Origin of the sequence: Streptomyces sp. NPDC002055, from assembly GCF_040296705.1 — a bacterium.
Classification (GTDB): Bacteria; Actinomycetota; Actinomycetes; order Streptomycetales; family Streptomycetaceae; genus Streptomyces.
Window position 1 is genome coordinate 40,244 of the sequence record NZ_JBEOXS010000044.1, and the last position, 19,268, is coordinate 59,511.

17 protein-coding genes and 1 riboswitch are annotated in these 19,268 nt (G+C 73.2%); of the genes, 5 read left to right on the top strand and 12 right to left on the bottom strand.

What is annotated here, in order from left to right; genetic code table 11:
- Positions 1-96: 96 nt before the first annotated feature.
- The 9 genes from ABT112_RS24750 to ABT112_RS24790 all read right to left on the bottom strand — a co-directional run bounded on the left by ABT112_RS24750 (position 97) and on the right by ABT112_RS24790 (position 7,585).
- Positions 97-1,155 (bottom strand): 2-aminoethylphosphonate ABC transporter substrate-binding protein, encoded by a 1,059-nt coding sequence (locus ABT112_RS24750; protein WP_351513045.1) that lies wholly within the window; start codon positions 1,153-1,155, stop codon positions 97-99.
- Positions 1,156-1,182: 27 nt separating this feature from the next.
- Positions 1,183-1,980, bottom strand: coding sequence for an ABC transporter permease subunit (locus ABT112_RS24755; RefSeq protein WP_351513046.1), 798 nt, complete (start codon positions 1,978-1,980; stop codon positions 1,183-1,185).
- The gene (locus ABT112_RS24760; protein WP_351513048.1) at positions 1,967-2,938 is read right to left on the bottom strand and encodes a 2-aminoethylphosphonate ABC transporter permease subunit; all 972 of its coding nucleotides are present in this window, start codon (positions 2,936-2,938) and stop codon (positions 1,967-1,969) included. The genes ABT112_RS24755 and ABT112_RS24760 overlap by 14 nt, the downstream gene beginning before the upstream one ends.
- Positions 2,931-4,091 (bottom strand): ABC transporter ATP-binding protein, encoded by a 1,161-nt coding sequence (locus ABT112_RS24765; protein WP_351513050.1) that lies wholly within the window; start codon positions 4,089-4,091, stop codon positions 2,931-2,933. Before ABT112_RS24765 ends, ABT112_RS24760 begins: the two co-directional genes overlap by 8 nt.
- Positions 4,088-4,816, bottom strand: coding sequence for a phosphonatase-like hydrolase (locus ABT112_RS24770; protein WP_351513052.1), 729 nt, complete (start codon positions 4,814-4,816; stop codon positions 4,088-4,090). The genes ABT112_RS24765 and ABT112_RS24770 overlap by 4 nt, the downstream gene beginning before the upstream one ends.
- Positions 4,817-4,821: 5 nt before the next feature.
- Positions 4,822-5,943, bottom strand: coding sequence for a TIGR03364 family FAD-dependent oxidoreductase (locus tag ABT112_RS24775; protein WP_351513053.1), 1,122 nt, complete (start codon positions 5,941-5,943; stop codon positions 4,822-4,824).
- 174 nt (positions 5,944-6,117) lie between these two features.
- Positions 6,118-6,900, bottom strand: coding sequence for a GntR family transcriptional regulator (locus ABT112_RS24780; RefSeq protein ID WP_351513055.1), 783 nt, complete (start codon positions 6,898-6,900; stop codon positions 6,118-6,120).
- Between the two features lie 74 nt (positions 6,901-6,974).
- Positions 6,975-7,175 (bottom strand): hypothetical protein, encoded by a 201-nt coding sequence (locus ABT112_RS24785; RefSeq protein WP_351513057.1) that lies wholly within the window; start codon positions 7,173-7,175, stop codon positions 6,975-6,977.
- Positions 7,172-7,585, bottom strand: coding sequence for an ATP-binding protein (locus ABT112_RS24790; RefSeq protein WP_351513059.1), 414 nt, complete (start codon positions 7,583-7,585; stop codon positions 7,172-7,174). The genes ABT112_RS24785 and ABT112_RS24790 overlap by 4 nt, the downstream gene beginning before the upstream one ends.
- 227 nt (positions 7,586-7,812) lie before the next feature.
- Here ABT112_RS24790 and ABT112_RS24795 point away from each other — a divergent pair, with 227 nt between their 5' ends.
- Positions 7,813-9,078 carry a helix-turn-helix domain-containing protein gene (locus tag ABT112_RS24795; protein WP_351513061.1) on the top strand — a complete coding sequence of 422 codons (1,266 nt, stop codon included), beginning with the start codon at positions 7,813-7,815 and terminating at the stop codon, positions 9,076-9,078.
- Positions 9,075-9,596, top strand: coding sequence for a GNAT family N-acetyltransferase (locus ABT112_RS24800; protein WP_351513062.1), 522 nt, complete (start codon positions 9,075-9,077; stop codon positions 9,594-9,596). The genes ABT112_RS24795 and ABT112_RS24800 overlap by 4 nt, the downstream gene beginning before the upstream one ends.
- A 114-nt stretch (positions 9,597-9,710) precedes the next feature.
- On the opposite strand, the gene metE is transcribed toward ABT112_RS24800, so the two are convergent.
- Both metE and ABT112_RS24810 read right to left on the bottom strand, forming a co-directional pair.
- Positions 9,711-12,041, bottom strand: a complete 2,331-nt coding sequence (gene metE / locus ABT112_RS24805) for a 5-methyltetrahydropteroyltriglutamate--homocysteine S-methyltransferase (RefSeq protein WP_351513064.1) — start codon at positions 12,039-12,041, stop codon at positions 9,711-9,713.
- A gap of 170 nt (positions 12,042-12,211) precedes the next feature.
- Positions 12,212-12,399, bottom strand: a riboswitch (cobalamin riboswitch).
- A 99-nt stretch (positions 12,400-12,498) separates the two neighbouring features.
- Positions 12,499-12,918: an ATP-binding protein gene (locus ABT112_RS24810; protein WP_351513066.1), complete on the bottom strand. Its 420-nt coding sequence runs from the start codon at positions 12,916-12,918 to the stop codon at positions 12,499-12,501.
- A 156-nt stretch (positions 12,919-13,074) separates the two neighbouring features.
- On the opposite strand from ABT112_RS24810, the gene ABT112_RS24815 reads away from it, so the two are divergent.
- The 3 genes from ABT112_RS24815 to ABT112_RS24825 all read left to right on the top strand — a co-directional run bounded on the left by ABT112_RS24815 (position 13,075) and on the right by ABT112_RS24825 (position 16,905).
- Positions 13,075-14,319: a helix-turn-helix domain-containing protein gene (locus ABT112_RS24815; RefSeq protein WP_351513068.1), complete on the top strand. Its 1,245-nt coding sequence runs from the start codon at positions 13,075-13,077 to the stop codon at positions 14,317-14,319.
- 136 nt (positions 14,320-14,455) lie between these two features.
- The gene (locus ABT112_RS24820; RefSeq protein ID WP_351513070.1) at positions 14,456-15,592 is read left to right on the top strand and encodes a helix-turn-helix domain-containing protein; all 1,137 of its coding nucleotides are present in this window, start codon (positions 14,456-14,458) and stop codon (positions 15,590-15,592) included.
- 431 nt (positions 15,593-16,023) lie between these two features.
- Complete coding sequence (locus tag ABT112_RS24825) at positions 16,024-16,905, top strand: substrate-binding domain-containing protein (RefSeq protein ID WP_351513072.1); 882 nt, start codon at positions 16,024-16,026, stop codon at positions 16,903-16,905.
- A 515-nt stretch (positions 16,906-17,420) separates the two neighbouring features.
- Here ABT112_RS24825 and ABT112_RS24830 read toward each other — a convergent pair.
- Positions 17,421-18,755 (bottom strand): PP2C family protein-serine/threonine phosphatase, encoded by a 1,335-nt coding sequence (locus ABT112_RS24830; RefSeq protein ID WP_351513074.1) that lies wholly within the window; start codon positions 18,753-18,755, stop codon positions 17,421-17,423.
- Positions 18,756-19,268: the final 513 nt, after the last annotated feature.

The window sequence follows — 19,268 nt, forward strand, 5'->3', positions numbered from 1 at the left end:
GGGTGGCGGTCGGCTTCCAGTCGCGGTCCGCCAAGCGGTCGGCTTCCGGCCGCGGTCCGCCAGGCGGTCGGCTTCCGGCCGGGGTCCGCCAGGCGTTCAGCTTCCGGTCGCGGTCCGCCAGGCGTCCAGATAGGTGTCGAGGTTCCGGTGGATGTCCTGCCAGTCCGGCTGGAAGACCTCGACGCCCCGGACGATCCGGTCGAGTTCCCTGGCGTTCGGGTCGGTGGCCTCGATGTCGGTGCGGGCCGCGAAACCGCCGCCGATCTCACTGACCTGCTTCTGGGCCGCCGCACCGAGCATGAAGTCGAGGAGCTTCCTGGCGTTGGCGTCGTGCGGCGCGTTCTTCACCAGTCCGGCGGCGTAGGGGAGGGCGAAGGTGGTGGGCTTCTTCCCCTGCTTCGCCGGGAACCAGATGCCGAGGTTGGGCATCGATGCGGACTGCGCGTGGTTCATCTGCACGTCCCCGTTGGCGACCAGGATCTCGCCCTTGTCCACCTTGGGGGCGAGCTTGCTGGTGGAGGAGGACGGGCCGACGTTGTTGGCCTGCAGCTTCTTCAGGAAGGCCATGGCGGGCTCCTTGCCGCCGAAGTCGTGCATCGCCTTGATGAGGACCGCGGTGCCGTCACCGGCGACCCCGGGGGTGGAGTACTGCAGCTTGTTCCGGTAGCCGCGGTCGAGCAGGTCCTCCCAGGTGGTGGGGGCCTCCTTCGGCTGCTTGCGGTGGCGTATGAAGCCGGCGTAGTTGTTCACGACGGCGGTCCACGCGCCGTCGGGGTCCTTGCCCGCCGGGGCGACCTTGTCGGAACCGGCGGGTTCGTACCGGGCCAGCAGCCCCTTCGCGTCCGCCTGCTGGATGAAGGGCGGCAGGGTGACCAGGACGTCCGCCTGGGTGTTGACCTTCTCGCGGACGGCGCGCTGCACCATCTCGCCGGAGCCGCCCTCGACGTACTTCACCGTGATGCCGGTCTTCTTCTCGAAGTCCCGGAAGACCCGGTCGTACCAGCCGTCGCCCTTCTCTCCCTTGAGGCCGTCGGCGCTGTAGACGGTGACGACGTTCTTGTCCTGCGAGGCGGAGGGCGTGCCGCACGCGGAGAGCGGAGCGGTGAGCAACAGGGCTGCGGAGAGGGCGGTGACCGGCTTGCTGTGACGGAACATGACGTTGTGACTCCTCGGGGATACGGGTCAGCGGTAGGAGGCCCGGGTGCGGAGGCGGGAGACGGCGAGCAGCACGAGCAGCGTCGTTCCCATGAGGACCACGGCCAGGGCGGAGCCGGTGAACAGCGAGCCCCGGTCGGTGGCGGCGAAGATCTGGACCGGAAGCGGCATCCAGTCCGGCGGATAGAGCATCATCGTGGCGCTCAACTCGCCCATGGACAGGGCGAAGCAGAGTCCGGCGGCGGCCGACAGCGAGGGCAGCAGCAGCGGCAGCTTCACCCGCCACAGCACGTACCAGGGGCGGGCGCCGAGGCCGGCGGCGGCCTGCTCGTACATCGGGTCGAGGCGCGCCACGGCCGCCGACACCGACTGCTGGGCGAACGCGGTGACCAGCACGGTGTGCGCGATGATCACGACCCACCGGGTGCCGTTGAGCAGTAGCGGCGGACTGCTGAACGCCACGAGGACGGCGAGGCCGACGACCACACACGGCACCGCCACCGGCAGCATGAACAGTGCGTCGACCAGACGCCGCCCGCGGGGGCCGAGAGCGGCGGCGGCGAGCGCCGCCCAGGTGCCGAGGAGCAGCGCGAGAGCACTGGCCACGGCCGCGGTGACCAGGCTGGTGGTCAGCGCGTGGACGGAGGCGCCCTGGACCGCCGCCTCGTAGTGCCTTCCCGTCGGCCCCGACGGGAAGGCGCCGCTCCAGTGCGTCGCGCAGGAGGCGGCCACGACGACCAGCAACGGTATCGCGAACAGCGGCACGAACAGGGTGAAGAAGACGGTGTGGACGGCCCGGCGGCCGGCCCGGCTATGCACCAGCACGGCGGCTCACCGTCCTGTAGAGGCCGTAGATGCCCACGGAGATCACCACATTGACGACGGCGACGACACAGGCCGCCGGATAGTCGGATTCGAGGATGGCCTTGCCGTACACGAGCGTCGGGAGCGTGGTGACGCCCTTGGCGCCGGTGAAGAGCACGATGCCGAATTCGTTGAGGCACAGCACCAGAACGAGACTGCCGCCGGCGGCGAGCGCCGGCATCGCCTCCGGCAGGATCACCCGCCGGACGATCCGGGCCGGCCGGGCGCCGAGCGAGGCGGCGGCCTCCAGCTGGGCGGTCTCCAGCTGCGCGAAGGCGGCGAGCAGGGGACGCATCACGAACGGCGTGAAGTAGGTGATCTCCGCGAGGATCACACCCCACGGCGTGGTGAGGAACCGGAACGGCCCGGTGGCCGCGCCGGTGGCGTCCGTCCAGATGCCGTTGGCCATCCCGGCGGTGCCGTAGAGGAAGAGCAGCGCGAGCGTGATCAGGAAGGACGGGAAGGAGAGGAAGACGTCGACGAACCGGGACACCGCCCGGGCACCGGGGAACGGCACGAAGGCGATCACCACGGCGAGCCCGAAGCCGAGCACCAGGCAGCCCGCGGTCGCGGCGAGGGCGATGCCCACCGTGGTCCCGAGCGCCTCCCGGAACACCGCGGAGGCGAACACCTCGGTGTACGGCTCGACGGAGACGCCACCCTCGTCGGGGGTCACGGACTGCCGGACCACCAGCGCGAGCGGATGGAGGAAGACTGCTGCCAGGACGGCCACCGGCGGCAGCACCCACAGCAGACGGATCAGGGTGCGGCGGCGCCCCGGACGGTGGGCGCCGGGAGGAGCGCCCGGCTCACGGAGGGATGGCCGCTCCGCCCCGCGGACCTCGCTCCCGCCCGCGTCCGGTCCGGCGCCGGCCGCAACGGGCCGCCCGGGCCCGCCGGACCGTACCGCGCTAGCCATGGGCCACCCCCGCAGCCGCACCCGCAGCCGCCGGTTCCCGGGCGGCCGGCTCGTCCGCCGGTGCGGGCAGCAGCACCGCGTCCTCCGGCGCGAAGTGCACCTCGGCGTCCGCGCCGACGGCGGGGGCTTCCCGGAGTTCCCGGACGTCGGCCGTGACCCGGCCGCCCGCGGTGTCCACGAGGATCCGGTGCGTGGGGCCGCGCCACTGCACCTCGGCGACCGTGCCGCGCAGCACGTTGGGCCCCGGCCCCAGGGCGACGAGATGGGGACGGACACAGAGCACGGCGCCCGCTCCCGGCACGGGCCGGCCGCCGCCCGCGGCGGTGGCGCGGATCCGCGTACCGGCGAGGGTGGCCACGACCGCACCGTCCGCCGCCGTCTCCCGCACCGTCACCCGCAGCAGATTGGCGTGTCCGACGAAGGAGGCCGTGAATTCGGTGCGGGGCCTGCGGTACAGCTCCTGCGGCGTTCCGCAGTCCTGGATCCGGCCCCCGTCCATGACGGCGATCCGGTCCGCCAGCGTCATCGCCTCGACCTGGTCGTGCGTGACGTACAGGACCGGGACGTCCGGCAGTTCGCGGTGCAGCCGGCCCAGTTCGGCCAGCATGCCCGAGCGGAGCTGCACGTCCAGGGCCGACAACGGCTCGTCCAGCAGGAGCACCCCCGGCCGGACGGCCAGCGCCCGCGCGATCGCCACCCGCTGCTGCTGACCGCCCGACAGCTCCCGCGGATACCGCCGGGCGAGGCCGGTCATGCCCGTCATGTCGAGGGCCTCGGCGACCCTGGCGCCGATCTCGCGGCGCGGCACCTTCTGCGCCCGCAGGCCGAACGCCACATTGTCCGCGACCCGCAGATGTGGGAAGAGCGCGTACTGCTGGACGACCATCCCGATGCCCCGCCGGTACGGCGGCAGCTCCGTGACGTCCCGGTCGCCGAGGAACACCCGCCCCGAGGACGGCGTGACGAATCCGGCGACCGTCCGCAGCGCGGTGGTCTTGCCCGAGCCGGACGGCCCGAGCAGCGCCATGACCTCACCCGGCCGCACGGTCAGGTCGAACGAGTCCAGCACCGGGGTCCCGCCGTAGGAGACCGACACCCCGTCGAAGCGGATGCCCGCCGGGGCGTCCTGCGCCGAGCCCTGCCGCCCGGTCACCGCGGGGCTCCCGGCCGCCGGGCGGCCTCCGCGTCGGCGACGGCCAGCACGGCGGGCAACTCGCCGACGGAGCCGAGGACATGCGTCGCCCCGCCTTCCCGCAGCGCGGCGTCGCCGTGCGCCCCGGTCAGCACACCGGCGACGACCGACGCCCCGGCGCGGCGGCCGGTGAGCATGTCGTACGAGGTGTCGCCGCACACCGCGATCCGGCGGACGTCGTCCGCCCCGGTCCGCAGCAGCGCGGTGAGCACCAGGTCCGGGTAGGGGCGGCCACGTCCCGCGTCGGCCGGGCAGAGGGTGAGGTCGGCGAGGTCCTGCCAGCCGAGCGCGGCGAGGATGCGGTCCTGCGTGGCCCGTGAGAAGCCCGTGGTGAGCACGGTCCGCCGGCCCGCCGCCCGCAGGGCCTCGATCGCCTCGACCGCTCCCGGCAGCGGCGCGCACCGTCCGCCGTCGACGAGGTCGTGATAGGCCTCCTCGAACGCGGAGTTGGCGCGCCGCGCCCGCTCCTCGTCGCCGAAGAGGTGCCGGAAGACGGAGATCTTGGACTCGCCCATCGTGGCGCGCACATGGGCGAGCTGCGAGGCGTGCTCCGGCGAGCCCGGTGCGACGCCGAGCCGTTCGGCCGCCGCGGAAAAGGCCTCTTCGACCAGCCCGTCGTCGGCGACGGTGGTTCCGGCCATGTCGAGCACGACCAGATCGATGCTGCTGTCGGTGGTGTCGGTCATCGGTGTCACCAGCCCAGTTCGTTCGCGGTGGTTTCGGCGATGGCGGGGGAGCAGGTCATGCCGCGGCCGCCCGGCCCGGTGACGAGGTGCACCCCGTCGGCGACCTGCTGCCGGTGCACGACCCGGGCCGGGTCGGCGCACTGCGCGTACACCCCGGCCCAGCGGCGCCGCACGGCGGGCAGCGGGCGGCCCAGCATCCGTTCGACCACGCCCGTCAGGTGTTCGTACGGGTCCTCCAGGACGTCGAAGTCGAAGGGGTCCTCGTACGCGTGGGTGTCGCCGATGGTCAGCCCGCCGTCGCGGCGCTGCACCATCAGCAGCTGCATCCGGTGCTCCTCGGCGACCGGCGGCTGCGCCTGCGCCGCGGCCAGCGCGTCCAGGGCCGGGCCGCCGTACGCCGGGTAGTAGCGGAAGCTGTCCGCGTCGGCCACGGCGGTGGTCAGGGTCTCGCCCAGCGGTGCCGTCTGCATCATCTGGAGCCGGACCCGGCGCACCGGCAGCCGGGGCACCAGCTCCCGCACGAGCCCGCCGAGCCAGGCACCGGTGCAGAGCACCACCGCGTCGCCGCGGTGCACCTCGTCGTGGTCGTCCCGGACGGCGGCCGGGCCCACCACCTCCCGGACCTCGCGGCCGCCGAGGTAGGTGTACCGGCCGGAGCGCAGCAGTTCGGCCCGGAGGGCGCGCTGCGCGGTACGGGGCTCGACCGCGGCGTCCCGCCCGCACCACAGGGCGCCGAGGAAGTCGCCCCGCAGCGCCGGATTGGCCCGGCGGGTCTCCTCCGCGCCCAGCAGCCGGTAGCCGCGCTCCGCGGCGTCGGGCCGGCGGAGCACCTCCTCGGCGACGGCCCGTTCGGCCTCGGTGGTGACGACGGTCAGGGAGCCCGCGGGCCGGAAACCGAGCCCGGGCACCCGGGCGCCGATCCCCTCCCACAGCGTGCGGGCGCGCAGCGCGGTCTCCAGCTCCTCGCCCCCGGCCCGCCCGCCGACCCAGATCAGGCCGAAGTTCCGCACGGAGGCGCCCCGGGCCTCGGTCTCGCGTTCCAGATGGACGACCTCATGGCCGCGTTCGACTGCTTGCCAGGCGTGCAGGGTGCCCAGCACGCCGGCTCCGACAACGGTTACTCGCATGGCGACGACGCTCCTCGTACCGGGTGGCCCGGATGAATCGGGTCGGCGTCGCCGTGGTGAACACGGACCCAAGCTTGGCCTAGACCCGTTATCTTTCCGTGATATTTGGAGGAGGGTATCGCCCGGATCATGATGATTCTCGGCGCTGCCCCGCGGGCCGCCGGCGCCCCGCGATCAGTCCGGGGCGCCGGCCGCGGACGCCCCGCCCAGCCGGGTGGTGAAGCTGAACCGGTCGCCCCGGTAGAGCGACCGGACCCGCTCCAGCGGACGCCCGGCGACGTCCCGCGACACCCGGTGGATCAGCAGCATCGGCAGCGCCGGCGGCGTCCCGATCAGCAGCGCCTCCCGAGGGGTGGCGAGCACCGTCTCCAGCCGCTCGTCCGCGTCTCCGAAGCCGATCCCGAGCCGGTCGTGCAGATAGCCGTAGAAGGAGGAGTCCGGGTCGAAGTCCGTGTCCAGGTCCGGCACCCGCGCCACCGCCACATAGGTGCTCTCCAGCCCGACCCGCTCGTCGTCGGCGAGCAGCACCCGCTCCAGGTGCCAGACGGGTTCGCCGCGCGTGAGACCGGTCTCGTCGGCGAGCCCGGCGGGGCAGGGGAAACGGTCGAGGGAGATCAGGGTGCGGCCCGGGCGGAGGCCCTGGCGCCGCACGCCCTCGGTGTAGCTGGCGAGGGAGAGCGGCTGCTCCAGTTTCGGGCCCGCGACGACCGTCCCCCGCCCCATGCGCCGCAGCCGCCCTTCGAGGAGCAGATCGCGCAGTGCCTGCCGCACGGTCTCGCGCGAGACCTCGTACCGCACGGAGAGGTCGCGCTCGGTCGGCAGCGTCTGCCCTTCGCCCAGCTCGTCGATGAGCGTGCTCAGCCGGGTCTTGACGGCGTAGTACTTCGGTACGCGTCCGTGCTCGGGGATGCCTGACCGCACGGGGGCGCCGGGCGACTGGTCGTTGGGGTAGTCCACGGGGGGATCGTCGCAGACGCGCACCGGTGGCCGATCAGGCGGGCGACCGTCGCCGTGCCGCGACCTCTCCGCACCTACAGGCGGTCCTGCATCTCCTCGCGGGGCGTCACCACGGTCAGCCGCTCCGGATGCTCCGAGGCCCACTGCCCCGGCCCGTGCTCCGGCCGCAGCACCCACAGCGCACCACCGCGCACGTCCGTGACGACACCGCGCCGGTCGGCGTCCTCGTGCTGGACCAGGTCGCCCACCCAGGGGGTCCGCCCCAAGACGCTCACCCTCGTCCTTCCACGTCCGCCCACACGACCTTGCCCCACTGCCGCTCGTCCGTGCCCCAGGCGGTCGCCAGTGCCGCCACGAGGAACAGACCGCGCCCGCCTTCTTCGCCGTTCCCGGGGGCTCGCGGTACGGGCCGCGCACGGGAGAAGTCCGCGACGGCCACCCGGACGGTTCGCACGGCGGTGCGCTCGACCACCACACGGATGCTCTCGCGCCGTGCGTGCCGGACGGCGTTGGACACCAGCTCGGAGACGATCACAGCGCCGTCCTCGGCCACGTCGTCCAGGCCCCAGGCGGCCAGTGCGACGCGCACCAGGCGCCGGGCGGTGGCGGCGCTCCCGGGCTCGCGCGGCAGGGTCTCGCTGTATCCGGGGTGTCCGGTCGCGCGGGAGGTGGTGGTCATGTTCATCAGGAACCCTCGTCAGTGATCGGGCGGTGCGGCCCGCCCCGACGGGGGCGGGCACGGGCCACTCCGGCCGGTCGCCGAACTGTCCCTTCGGCGGCGGCCTGTCACTCAGTGAACGACGGACGGTGACAGGCTGTGAGGAAAGTTCGCTTCGACGTGCAGCGCGGGAAACCGGAAATTTCACGGCTGGTCCGGCGTCGTGATCCCGGCCACCTCGCTACCGTGAAGACGTGCAGGCGAACGAACAGTTGGCGGCCGCGCTCAGTGAAGCGGGTCTGACACAGGTCGAGTTGGCGGAGGCCGTGAACGACTACCTTCGGTCCCTCGGCAGGGAAGGCACCGTGAGCGACCGCACGGTGCGCCACTGGCTGACCGGAAAGTCCCGCTGGCCCCACCCTCGGCAGCGCGAAGCACTGGAGGCCATATTCGGTCGTACCGCCGAGGTGCTGGGCTTCACCCCTCCGGCGGGCCGACCGAGCGTTACCAGGACGGAGGACCCTGTGCACCGCAGGAACTTCCTGACCGCCACCACCGGGGCGACGGCAGCAGCCGTGCCCCTGGTCGCGGCCCGACCCTACGCGGTCGGCACCACCGATGTGATGCGCCTCCGCAGTGGCCTGGACGCCCTGACGGCGCTGGACGCCGCCAGAGGAGGTCACGAGGCACTGGAAAGGGCCGCGCTCGCGGGTGCCGCCGAGGCACTGGACCTCCAGAAGCGGGCGGCCTCCCAACGGATCCGGCAGCGCCTGTTCAGCGTGGCCGCCGAATTCACGACTGCCGCGGCATGGTCGGCCGTGGATGCTCGCCGGAGCGACCGCGCACAGGGCCACCTGAACCGGGCGCTGTACCTGGCGGGCATGGCACAGGACTCCATCGCGGAACTGGATGTGTGGAACCTGTATGCCATGGCAGCTGGGCAGCAGCGGGACCATGCCCTAGCGGTGAGCGCCGCGCAAGCCGCCCAGGCGACAGCCGTAACCCGCCGGGACCCGCTGTTCGCTTCCCTCGCCCACGCGCGCACGGCCATCGGGTACTCCAACGCCGGGGACAGACGAGGAGCCCTGAGGTCGCTGGGGTGTGCCGAAGAGGCGTTGGGCAAGGCAGCTGCGGATACTCCCCGGCCTGCTTGGGTGGCGTTCTACGGTCCCGCCGAGCTGTTGGCGATCACGGCCATCGTGCGTGACCGCACCGGGGACGCTGCCGAGGCTGAGGCTGCGTCACATCGTGCTTTGGCCGCCATCCCGGAGAGGTTCCGCCGGAATCGCGCGTTGGCCACCCTGCAACTTGCCCTGACCCAGCTTCACCAACGGGACATCGACCAGGCATGCGCCACTGCGGAACAGGTGTTCGTGTTGATGGAGGGCACCACTCTGCCGGGCCGCATGAGGTCGCGCTTGGGGGACTTCTGTCGCGACCTGATCACGCTTTCGCCGGACTCCGGCACCGCGCGAGAGTGGACGGACCGCCACCGATCGGAATGGAGTCAGGATCGATGACCTCAGCCTTGGAGCTGCGCCATTTCAGCCACCACGACCTGCCGCAGATCCGGCAGACGTTGATCGATGTACACGCCGATGTCTACGCGGCCGAGATGGACGAGTTCAACCAGCGGTTTCCCTGGTTCGTGGATCGCTGGGGCGGCCACCCGGACTTCGCCTGCGTCATCGCGCACGACGGCAACGAGGTGGCGGGCTTCGCCTACGGTGCCCCTGGTGCCGAGGGCCGCGAGTGGTGGCGGGAGCACGTGGATCCGGCGCCGGAGAGGGGGCGCACGTTCCACTTCTCGGAGCTGATGGTGCGTGAGCGGTGGCGGAAGACGGGTGCGGCCGAGCGGCTGCACCGGGCGCTCATGGAGGCCCGGACCGAACACCTCGCGGCGCTGCTGGTGGATGTGACGCACCCGAAGGTCCAAGCGCTGTACGAGTCCTGGGGGTACCGGAAGGTGGGGGAGGACCAGCCGTTCCCGGACTCCCCGGTGTTCGCCGTGATGCTTCTGGATCTGCCGCTGACCTGAGCCGCGCGGCTTGCACGTCCGTGCGATGCGTGGGCGGGGGCCCCGTCGGTCCCGCGGCCCGCGGGCGGTGCCGGACACCAGGGGCATCCGGCACCACCCTCCGGTCGGCCCCGGTCAGGACTCCGTCGTCGGAGCCGGCAGTCCGTCCCGGACCTCGCGGGCCGCCGCGACCAGATTCTCCAGTGACGTCCGGACCTCCGCCCAGCCGCGGGTCTTCAGCCCGCAGTCCGGGTTGACCCAGAGCCGCTCGGCCGGGATCGCGTCCAGGCCCCGGCGGAGCAGGCCCGCCGCCTCGGCCACATCCGGGACACGGGGCGAGTGGATGTCGTAGACGCCCGGCCCGACCTCCCGCGGGTAGCCGGCGGCGGCCAGCTCCCCGGCGACCTGCATGTGGGAGCGGGCGGCCTCCAGGCTGATCACATCGGCGTCCAGGTCGTCGATGGCCCGGATGATGTCACCGAACTCGGCGTAGCACATATGGGTGTGGATCTGGGTGTCCGGACGGACCCCGCTGGTCGCGAGCCGGAAGGCTTCGGTGGCCCAGGCGAGGTACTCCGGCCGGTCGGCCGAGCGCAGCGGCAGCGTCTCGCGCAGCGCCGGTTCGTCCACCTGGATCACCGAAGTCCCGGCCGTCTCCAGGTCCTTCACCTCCTCGCGGAGGGCGAGGGCGACCTGCCGGGCGGTCTCGGCGCGCGGCTGGTCGTCGCGGACGAAGGACCAGGCGAGCATGGTGACCGGGCCGGTGAGCATGCCCTTGACGGGGCGTTCGGTGAGCGACTGGGCGTGGCGGGTCCAGCGGACCGTCATCGGCTCCGGCCGGGAGATGTCGCCGGCCAGGACCGGCGGGCGGACGTAGCGCGTGCCGTAGGACTGGACCCAGCCGTGCCGGGTGGCCAGGTAGCCGGTGAGCCGCTCGGCGAAGTACTGCACCATGTCGTTGCGTTCGGGCTCGCCGTGCACCAGCACGTCGATTCCGGCCCGCTCCTGGAAGGCGATCACCTCCTGGATCTCGGCAGCGATGCGCTTGTCGTACGCCTCGCCGTCAATGCGGCCGGCGCGCAGTTCGGCGCGTGCCGTGCGCAGCTCGCCCGTCTGCGGGAACGAGCCGATGGTGGTGGTCGGCAGCAACGGCAGCCCCAGATGGGCCCGTTGGGCGGCCGAGCGCTCCGGGTACGACGCCGACCGCCGGCCGTCGGCATCCGTGACCGCCGCGGCGCGGGCGCGCACCGCCGGGTCGTGGGTGAGGGGCGAGCCGGTGCGGGAGGCCAGGTCCGCACGGTTGGCGGCGAGCTCGGCGGTGATGGCGCCGGTGCCGTGCGTCAGCCCGCGGGCCAGGGTGACGATCTCGGCGGTCTTCTGCCGGGCGAAGGCGAGCCAGCGGGCGATCTGCGGATCGATGTCCCGCTCGGCCGCGGCGTCCAGCGGCACGTGCAGCAGCGAGCAGGAGGACGCGACGTCCACCCGGCCGGCGAGGCCGAGCAGGGTGCCCAGTGTCGTCAGGGACGCCCCGAGGTCGTTGATCCACACATTGCGGCCGTTCACCACACCGGCCACCAGCCGCTTGCCGGGCAGTCCGCCGACCGCCGCCAGCTCCTCCAGGTTGCCGGCGGCGGTGCCGGTGAAGTCCAGGGCCAGCCCCTCGACCGGTGCCTTGGCGAGCACCGGAAGCGCCTCGCCCAGCCGGTCGAAGTACGAGGCCACCAGCAGCTTCGGCCGGTCCGTCGCGCCGCCGAGCTCCCGGTAGGCGCGGGCGGCGGCGTTCAGCTCGGCCGGGGTGCGGTCCTGGGCCAGGGCGGGCTCGTCCAGCTGGACCCACTCCGCCCCGGCGGCCCGCAGCGCGGCGAGCACCTCGGCGTAGACCGGGAGCAGCCGGTCCAGCAGGGTGAGCGGATCGAAGTCGTCCGGCACCTCCGGCCCGGGCTTGGCCAGCAGCAGATAGGTGACCGGCCCGACGAGCACCGGACGGGCGGCGAGACCGAGAGCCTGGGCCTCCCGCAGCTCGGCCGTCTGCTTGCCGGGGTCGGCGGTGAACACCGTGTCCGGGCCCAGCTCCGGCACCAGGTAGTGGTAGTTGGTGTCGAACCACTTGGTCATCTCCAGCGGCGCGACGTCCTGAGTGCCGCGCGCCATCGCGAAGTAGCCGTCCAGCGCGTCGGCCTCGACGGCCGCGCGGTGCCGGGCGGGAATCGCGCCGACCATGACGCTGGTGTCCAGGACGTGGTCGTAGTACGAGAAGCCGCCGGTGGGGACCTCGTCCAGGCCCGCCTCGGCGAGCTGCCGCCACTGGGAACGGCGCAGCCCGGCCGCGGTGTCGTGCAGGGCGCCGGCGGTGACCGTGCCCTTCCAGTAGCCCTCGACGGCCTTCTTCAGCTCCCGGTCCGGGCCCTGTCGCGGGTAGCCGTGCACGGTGGCCCGTGCGGGCGCGGCTGCGGATGTGCTGGTCACAGAACTCTCCTTCGCGAGTGTGCTCCTGAGAACCCCGGCACGGGCCGAGGGCGCGAAGGGACGACCGGAGGACAGGCCGTACGCGGTGCTGCCGCGGTACCCGCCTGCTTCCGTGCGCCGACCCGCCCTCGAGGTCACCGGGATCTCCGCGCGCCGGGTGGGCGCACGGGCAACGGGCAGGTCTTCGGACTCGCGGGCACGTCTGCCGGGCAGACCCCTACTGGCCGTCGCTTCCCAGGCCCGTCGGACCCAGTGCGTATGACGGCGGTCGTTCCCACTCACCGCTGCGGGGCAGTCCCGGAATTCCACCGGGTTCCCTCTTGCGACGCCCTGCCTGGCGGACACGGCGAACCAGCTGCACCGGCCACCCTAGCCCCGTCCGGCGCCGTGGTCAGCACCGTTCACATGCCGGACCGGCGCCCGCGGTCTCCGGCCCGACGCCGTCCACGGGCCGGAGTCAGTCGACGTTGAGAGCGCACTCGGCCCACACCCGCTTGCCCCACGGCAGCGGGTCGGTCCCCCAGACCTCCGCCAACTCCCCCACGAGCGCGAGGCCGCGCCCGTTCTCATCCGTGGCGCTGGGGTTTCCGCGCACTGGACAGGCCGGGGAGAAGTCCACGACGCCGATCCGCACGCGCCGCGCTTCGGGGCGGTCGACGACGACCCGGATGGATTCTCTGCGCGCGTGCCGGACGGCGTTGGACACCAGCTCGGAGACGATCAGGGCGCCGTCGTCGGACAACTCGTCCAGTCCCCAGGCGGCGAGTGCGACGCGCACCAGGCGCCGGGCGGCCGCGGCGCTCACGGGCTCGCGCGGCAGGGTCTCGCTGTACCCGGGGCAGCCGGTCGGGCGCGCCTGAGTCGTGGGTTGCGGCATGTCGGTTGCTCTCTCGGATCGGCCGGGCCCCGGGCCGGTCGCACGGCCGCCGGGGCGCTGTGCGTTCAGGAAACCGGTCTGCTCGATCGTGCGGAGGAGCCAACCAGGGGGCCAGGGAGGGGCCACCATGGATACGGAATGCGGAAGGGGGCCGGAATGACGAGCACTGACCGGCGGCGGGAGTTCGGCGCCTACCTCGCCGGACTGCGGCGGCACTCCGGTCACTCGCAGCGCCGGTTCGCCGCGACGCTGTGCGCTGTCTCCGGCGCCCAGTCGATCACCCGGAACGAGGTCTCCCGGTGGGAGCGCGGTGTGCGGATTCCGGACGTGTGGCTTCCCGCCTTCGCTCAGGTACTCGGTGTGCCGCTGTATGAGCTCGAACAGGCCGCCGCATACGCCCGGGGCGACGCCCGGGCCGCCCTTCCCGGGGTCGCGGCCACCCTGGCAGATCTGTTGCCCGACGGGGACGCACTGGAGCGGTCCGGTCCCTGCGGGCGCCGGGTCGGTACCGCCGCCGTGGACGGTTTGGCCGCCCGCGTGCACGGCCTCCGGTTGGCCGACGACATGCTGTCCGGGGGAGACCTGATCGTGCCTGCCTTCCGGGAGCTGCGTGCCGCGGTGCGCCTGTTCCGTGAGTCCCACCACTCCGAGGACACCGGACGGGGCCTGTTGGTCCGGATCGGGGAGTTGGGGCAGATCGCAGGTTGGATCGCCTCCGACGCCGGGCGCGGCGCGGACGCGGAACGGGCCTACCGGCTGGGAATCTCCGCGGCCCGGCAGGCCGGGGACGCGGTGCTCGTGGCGCAGCTCGCGGGCAGTCTCGGCTATCACCTGTCGAACAGCGGCCGGGAACGCGAGGGCCTGGAGCTGGCGAAGGCGGCGGTGGCGGAGGCCGGACCGGACGCCCCGGCCGCGACGCGCGCTCTGTTCCTGGACCGCGTGGCGTGGGCGCACACCCGCGTGGGAGAACACCGACCGGCTCTCCGGGCACTCGGGGAGGCACACGCCGCCCTGGACACCACGGACGGCGCCCCGGCGCCCACCTGGGCGTACTGGGTGAGCCGCGAAGAACTGGAGGTCATGGACGCCCGGGTGTTCACCGAGTTGCACCGCCCGCTGCGCGCGGTGCCACTGCTGCGGGACGTGCTGGGGCGCTACGACGCCACCCACGCCCGGGAGATGGCGCTGTACCGCTCGTGGCTGGCGGTGGCGCTGGCCGACGCCAACGAGCCCGAGCAAGCCGCCGACGAAGCGCGTCGGGTCATCGACACGTCCGGCGATCTGACGTCGGAGCGCACGGCGGAGCGGGCCCGAACGGTGCTGCGCCGCCTGAAGGAGTTCGAGGACGTGCCGGAGGTGCGCGAGGTGCTGGCCGACTTCGGACATCTGTTGCTTGCGTGACGGGGCCACTCCGGCTCGCACGGTCGCCGGGGCGCTGTGCGTTCAGGTAACCGGCGTTCCCGATCGAGGGGAGGGGCCGCACGGGAGGCCAGGGGGAGGGGCCAGGACGAGTAGCTTGGTCGCAGGGAGGCACTGCATGAACGACCAAGCGAGACGCGCCCGGTTCGGCGCCCATCTGGCGGGCCTGCGCAAGCGCGCGGGTCTCTCGCAGCGCTCGCTGGCGCTCCGGTTGTGCGTCACTGCCGGGATCACCACCTTGACGCGTCATGAGGTTTCCCGGTGGGAGCGCGGCGGGCACATCCCGGACGCTTGGTTACCACCGCTCGCGCAGGTGCTCGCGGTGCCACTGGACGGCCTGGAGCGGGAAGCCGCGCGGGCCCGGGGCGAAGCCGAGCCACAGGTCTGCGCCGACCGTGCGCCGGACACCTACGTGCAGGACGCCGTGGGGTGGCTGCTCGCGCACGACAACCGCCACGGTGGGGACCACGTGGCGGACGCCGCCGCGCAGGTGTGGGAGGCCGAACGGGGCAGGATCACCGGTGACGACAAGCAGCACCTCGCACAGGTGGCGGAGATCGGGGAAGTGGCCGGGTGGCTGCTGCACGACGCGGCCCGGTTCCACGAGGCGCGCGCCACGCTCGCGGAGGCGCACACCCTGGCCCGCCTCGCCGGTGACGCCCCGCTGGAGTGGTTCATCCTGGACATGATCGCCATGGTCGACGTGCACACCGGCCGTGCCGGTGAGGCCGTGGCGATCACGGACGAGATGCTGACCGGCCGTGAGGTACCCGGCCGTGTGGCGCTCATGGCTCGCGTTCGGCGCGCACGGAGCCTTGCGCAGGCCGGAGAGAAGCGCCGGGCGCTGGACGCCCTGGAGCGGGCCACAGGGGGTCTCCAGGACTCGATACAAGCCAACGACCCCGCGTTCACGTGGTGGATCGACAGAACCGAAGTGGAGCTGCACACCGGCGAGGCGCTGCTGAGCCTCGGGGACCCGCGCGCGGCGCTGCCGCACCTTCAGCGGAGTTCGGAAGGCTCCCGGGGAGGCGGGGGCCGCCGGGAGTTCGGCAACGTGCTCGCGGAGCTGACCGCCTTGGTGCAGCTCGGGGCGTGGCGGGACGCCGAAGCGCCGCTCCTCCGGCTGGAACCGATCCTGCGCACGGTCACGTCGTCCCGGACCCGCGTCCGCCTCCGGTCCACGCTGCGCGCCATCGACTGCGACGCCCCGTCGTGGCTCGCGGACACCGCCCGCGAGGTGGCAGCAGCCGGGTAGGACGCGGACCGGCGGACTACGCACACCTGTTGCTTGCGCAGCCGGGCCACCCCAGTCCCCTCCGACCTCGCGGTCAGCACCGTTCACCTGCCGGACCGGCGTGCGCGGTGTCGTGCCGGACCGGCGCCCGCGGTTTCCGGCCCGGTTCCGCCCTGGTCATCGACGGACGCGGCAGTACGGTCGTCCCGTACCCGGCGGCCGGACCGGAACCGGACGAGCCGGCCCCCGGCCGGAACCGGACGGGGTTGCTCGGCACCGGAACCGGACGGGGCGGCTCAGCAACCGGAATCGGACGAGCCGGTCCCCAACTTCCCTGCCGGGTACGCACGGTGAATCAGTGACCAACTGAATGAGTGAACGATGAACCTCCAGGGCAGGCAGACGGTGATGCTCTCCGGAGACATCGAACAGCGAGAGTTGGGGTGGGGCGCATGGCACACAGCACGGAGTGGACATTCACCGACGACCGCGGCCGGGTGGCGACGGCCCGGCGGACACCGGCGACCGTGGTCGCCTACATACAGGCCGGGGCGACTCTGAGCGACCACGGCATCCAGCCGACGGGGATCTTCGGCTCCAACCACGACGGTGACAGCCCGGATCCGGCCAAGGCCGGCGCGCTGCCCCTGGAGGAGATCGACTACCTCGGCTCCGGCGACCGGCTCGGCGTGGACGCCCTGCTCCGGGGCGCGCCGGACCTGGTGGTGGCCGTCGCCTACGGGGGCGACCAGATCTACGGCCTGGCCCCGGAGGTGGCGAAGGGGCTGGAGGAACGCGTTCCGGTGGTCGTCCTCGACGTGGGGCAGGGCCGGTCGCTCGCCGACGTCCGCGACCGGTTCACCGCACTGGCCCGCTCGCTCGGCGCGCCGGGGAGCCCGGCCGGAGCCGGCGAACTCGACCGCGCACACCTCCGGCTGCGCGCGGCGGCCGGGGATGCCGCATCGGCCCGGGTCGTGGCGCTGTCGCCCGCCGGACCGGACAGCGTGCACCTCGCCCGGCCGTCGGCCTGGCGCGATCTGCGGGCCCTCGCCGACCGCGGGGTCGGCATGGTGGAGCCGGAGGCGGGGCCGGGAGCCAACTGGTCCACCGTCGACTGGGCCACCGCGGCGTCCCTGCGGCCCGACATCGTGCTGACCGACTCCCGGGCCAACGCGCTGCCGGTCGACCAGCTGCGCAGGATCGACGGCTGGCAGGAGATCGCGGCGCGCGCCCAGCACGTGCCGTGGAACCCCGAGATCCCGTGCAGCCACATCGCGCACGCGCTCTTCTTCGAGACGGTGGCCGACGCGCTCCAGGCCTGGGCATCCGCCTGAGGGCAGAGGGCAGAGGGCAGAGGGCAGTGAGGGCAGCGAGGGCTGTGAGGCCGTGAGGGCTGCGAGGACGGTGCGGACGCCGTAGGCCGGACGGGTGCCCACCCGGTTCCCCCACGGCCGGGCGGAACCGGGCGGGCACCCCGTCGTGCGTGGATGAGCGAGGACGTGTTCAGCGCGCACGCGGCCGGCGCCGGAAGAGGTCACCGGCCCGAGGAGAGGAAGGGCGACGATGACCGGGATCGTCGATCGGCTCGACGAGGTCCACCGCGAGGTCGGCAGCAGGAGCGGAGGCCTACGTCCCCGCGCGGTGAATGCCGCCGCGGCACCGCCGGTTCGTGGAGGGCCCGGCCGCCGCATCCCGGCGAGCTGCGGCGGACCTGATCTGCGGCTCGGCTTCCCGCTGTTCGACGCCCGCCTCGGTGAGCACACGCCGGGCCGCGGCTCGACGGCCGGACGCCGGTCGGGGTCGCCGTACGGTCGGAGCCACCGTACGGGCCGGAGCCGCCGGGCGGCCGTCACTCCGCGGGCGCCCGGAGGGCCAGGAGGGCGACATCGTCCGGGCCGTCGTCCGGCTGGGCGGTCGACACGGCCCGGCAGAGCTTCCCCAGGCTGTCGTCGGCGTGGGCGGCGGCCGCCTCGGCCACGGCCTTGAGGCCGATGCCGAGATCCTGTCCCGGCCGTTCCACCAGACCGTCGGTGAACATCAGCACCGTGCTGCCGGCCGGCAGGAGATGCCGGTGGTCGTGGCGCGGGAGCCCCGTGTCGACCCCGAGCGGAGCGTCCGCCTCGGCCTCCAGGTACCGGGCGTCCCCCTCCCGGGTCACCAGCAGCGGCGGGACGTGGCCCGCGTTGCTCCAGCACAGATTCCAGCCGCTCCCGGTCCGGGGCTCGATGCGGGTGAGGCACACGGTGGCCATGGAGGACTCACCCATGGCCTCCCACGCCTGGTCGAGCCGGGTGAGCACCTCGCTCGGCAGGGCACCACGGTCGAACGCCAGTGCCCGCAGCATGTTGCGGACCTGGGCCATGGCCGCGGCCGCCCGCACATCGTGGCCCATGACGTCCCCCACGGCCATGGCGCGCGCTCCGTCGGGGAGGACGAGTGCGTCGTACCAGTCGCCGCCGAGCAGGCTGGGGTCGGAGGCCGGCCGGTACATGGCCCAGGAGGTGAACGGCGTCAGATCGGGCAGCCGTGGCAGCAGCAGCCGCTGGAACTGCTCGGCGCCGTACCGGAGCCGGCTGTACAGCCGGGCGTTCTCGATGGCGATGCCCGCCGCACCGGCGAGCGCCACGACCACCGCTTCGTCGTCCACGTCGAACGGCCTGCCGTCGCGCCGGTCGGAGAGGTAGATGTTGCCGTAGACCTGGTCGCGCACCCGGATGGAAACGCCCAGCAGGCTCCGCATCGGCGGGTGGCCCGGCGGGAATCCCGCCGCCTGGGGGTGCTCCGCGATGCGCGCCACCCGCAGCGGCCGGGGGTCCTCGATCAGCAGACGCAGCAGCCCGTGCCCCTGCGGCAGGTCCACGCCCGCCAGAGCATGGAGCTCCTTCTCATTGAGGCCGACGGGGATGAACTCCGCCAGCCCGGCGCCGTCCTCGTCCAGGACGCCCAGCGCCCCGTAGGTCGCGCCGACGAGTTCCATGGCCGTGGTCACCACACGGCGCAGCACCACCGCGAGTTCCAGGTCCCGGCTGACGGCCAGGACGGCGTCGAGCAGGCCGCGCAGCCGGCCCTGGGCCCGTGCGAACTCGGAGAGCTGCATGCTCGCCAGTTGCAGGTCGGACGCGAGGTTCCCCCGGTGCAGGCGCAGGTCCTCGTCTCCTCCGTCCGCGTTCTCCCGCTCGCTCATGCTTCCTCTCCGAAGCGGTGTCGGCCGCTCATCGTGGTGCCGCGGACTTCCAGGTCACGAAGGCTATCGGACCGTGATCGCCGACGACGGCGCGACCGGTGGGCCGGATCCGGCCCACCGGTCGCGGCTCGTATTCTTCTCGGCCCTGGTTGTCGTGCGGCCCGGTGACCGCGCACCGACGGATTCGACGCGAGATGCGTACGCATGTGGACAGCATCGCGACCTCGGTCGGCAGATATGCGACGTAGCCTGACCGAAAATGACCCCGTATCAGGGGTGTCTCGGTCAATCGTGGTACGTGCACCGGCGCAGTGGCGGAGAACCGGTGCGGTACCGGATCGTCCGGTACCGCGTTCCGCCATCGTCCGGTACCGCGTTCCGCGCCGGCACACCGCCCCCCGCGGGGCGGACAGCAGCCGCGCCCCGCCACGGGACCGCCGGGCCGGGACGGTCCAGGAACGGACCCTCCCGGCCCCGCCGCGGGGGACGCGGAGCCGGGCGGCCCCGCGATCG

Bases quoted from the DNA above. Each gene is read 5' to 3' on its own strand.
- ABT112_RS24750 (WP_351513045.1), bottom strand. From the start codon at position 1,155: ATGTTCCGTCACAGCAAGCCGGTCACCGCCCTCTCCGCAGCCCTGTTG.
- ABT112_RS24760 (WP_351513048.1), bottom strand. From the start codon at position 2,938: ATGGCTAGCGCGGTACGGTCCGGCGGGCCCGGGCGGCCCGTTGCGGCC.
- ABT112_RS24770 (WP_351513052.1), bottom strand. From the start codon at position 4,816: ATGACCGACACCACCGACAGCAGCATCGATCTGGTCGTGCTCGACATG.
- ABT112_RS24775 (WP_351513053.1), bottom strand. From the start codon at position 5,943: ATGCGAGTAACCGTTGTCGGAGCCGGCGTGCTGGGCACCCTGCACGCC.
- ABT112_RS24790 (WP_351513059.1), bottom strand. From the start codon at position 7,585: ATGAACATGACCACCACCTCCCGCGCGACCGGACACCCCGGATACAGC.
- ABT112_RS24800 (WP_351513062.1), top strand. From the start codon at position 9,075: ATGACCTCAGCCTTGGAGCTGCGCCATTTCAGCCACCACGACCTGCCG.
- ABT112_RS24810 (WP_351513066.1), bottom strand. From the start codon at position 12,918: ATGCCGCAACCCACGACTCAGGCGCGCCCGACCGGCTGCCCCGGGTAC.
- ABT112_RS24815 (WP_351513068.1), top strand. From the start codon at position 13,075: ATGACGAGCACTGACCGGCGGCGGGAGTTCGGCGCCTACCTCGCCGGA.
- ABT112_RS24820 (WP_351513070.1), top strand. From the start codon at position 14,456: ATGAACGACCAAGCGAGACGCGCCCGGTTCGGCGCCCATCTGGCGGGC.
- ABT112_RS24825 (WP_351513072.1), top strand. From the start codon at position 16,024: ATGGCACACAGCACGGAGTGGACATTCACCGACGACCGCGGCCGGGTG.
- ABT112_RS24830 (WP_351513074.1), bottom strand. From the start codon at position 18,755: ATGAGCGAGCGGGAGAACGCGGACGGAGGAGACGAGGACCTGCGCCTG.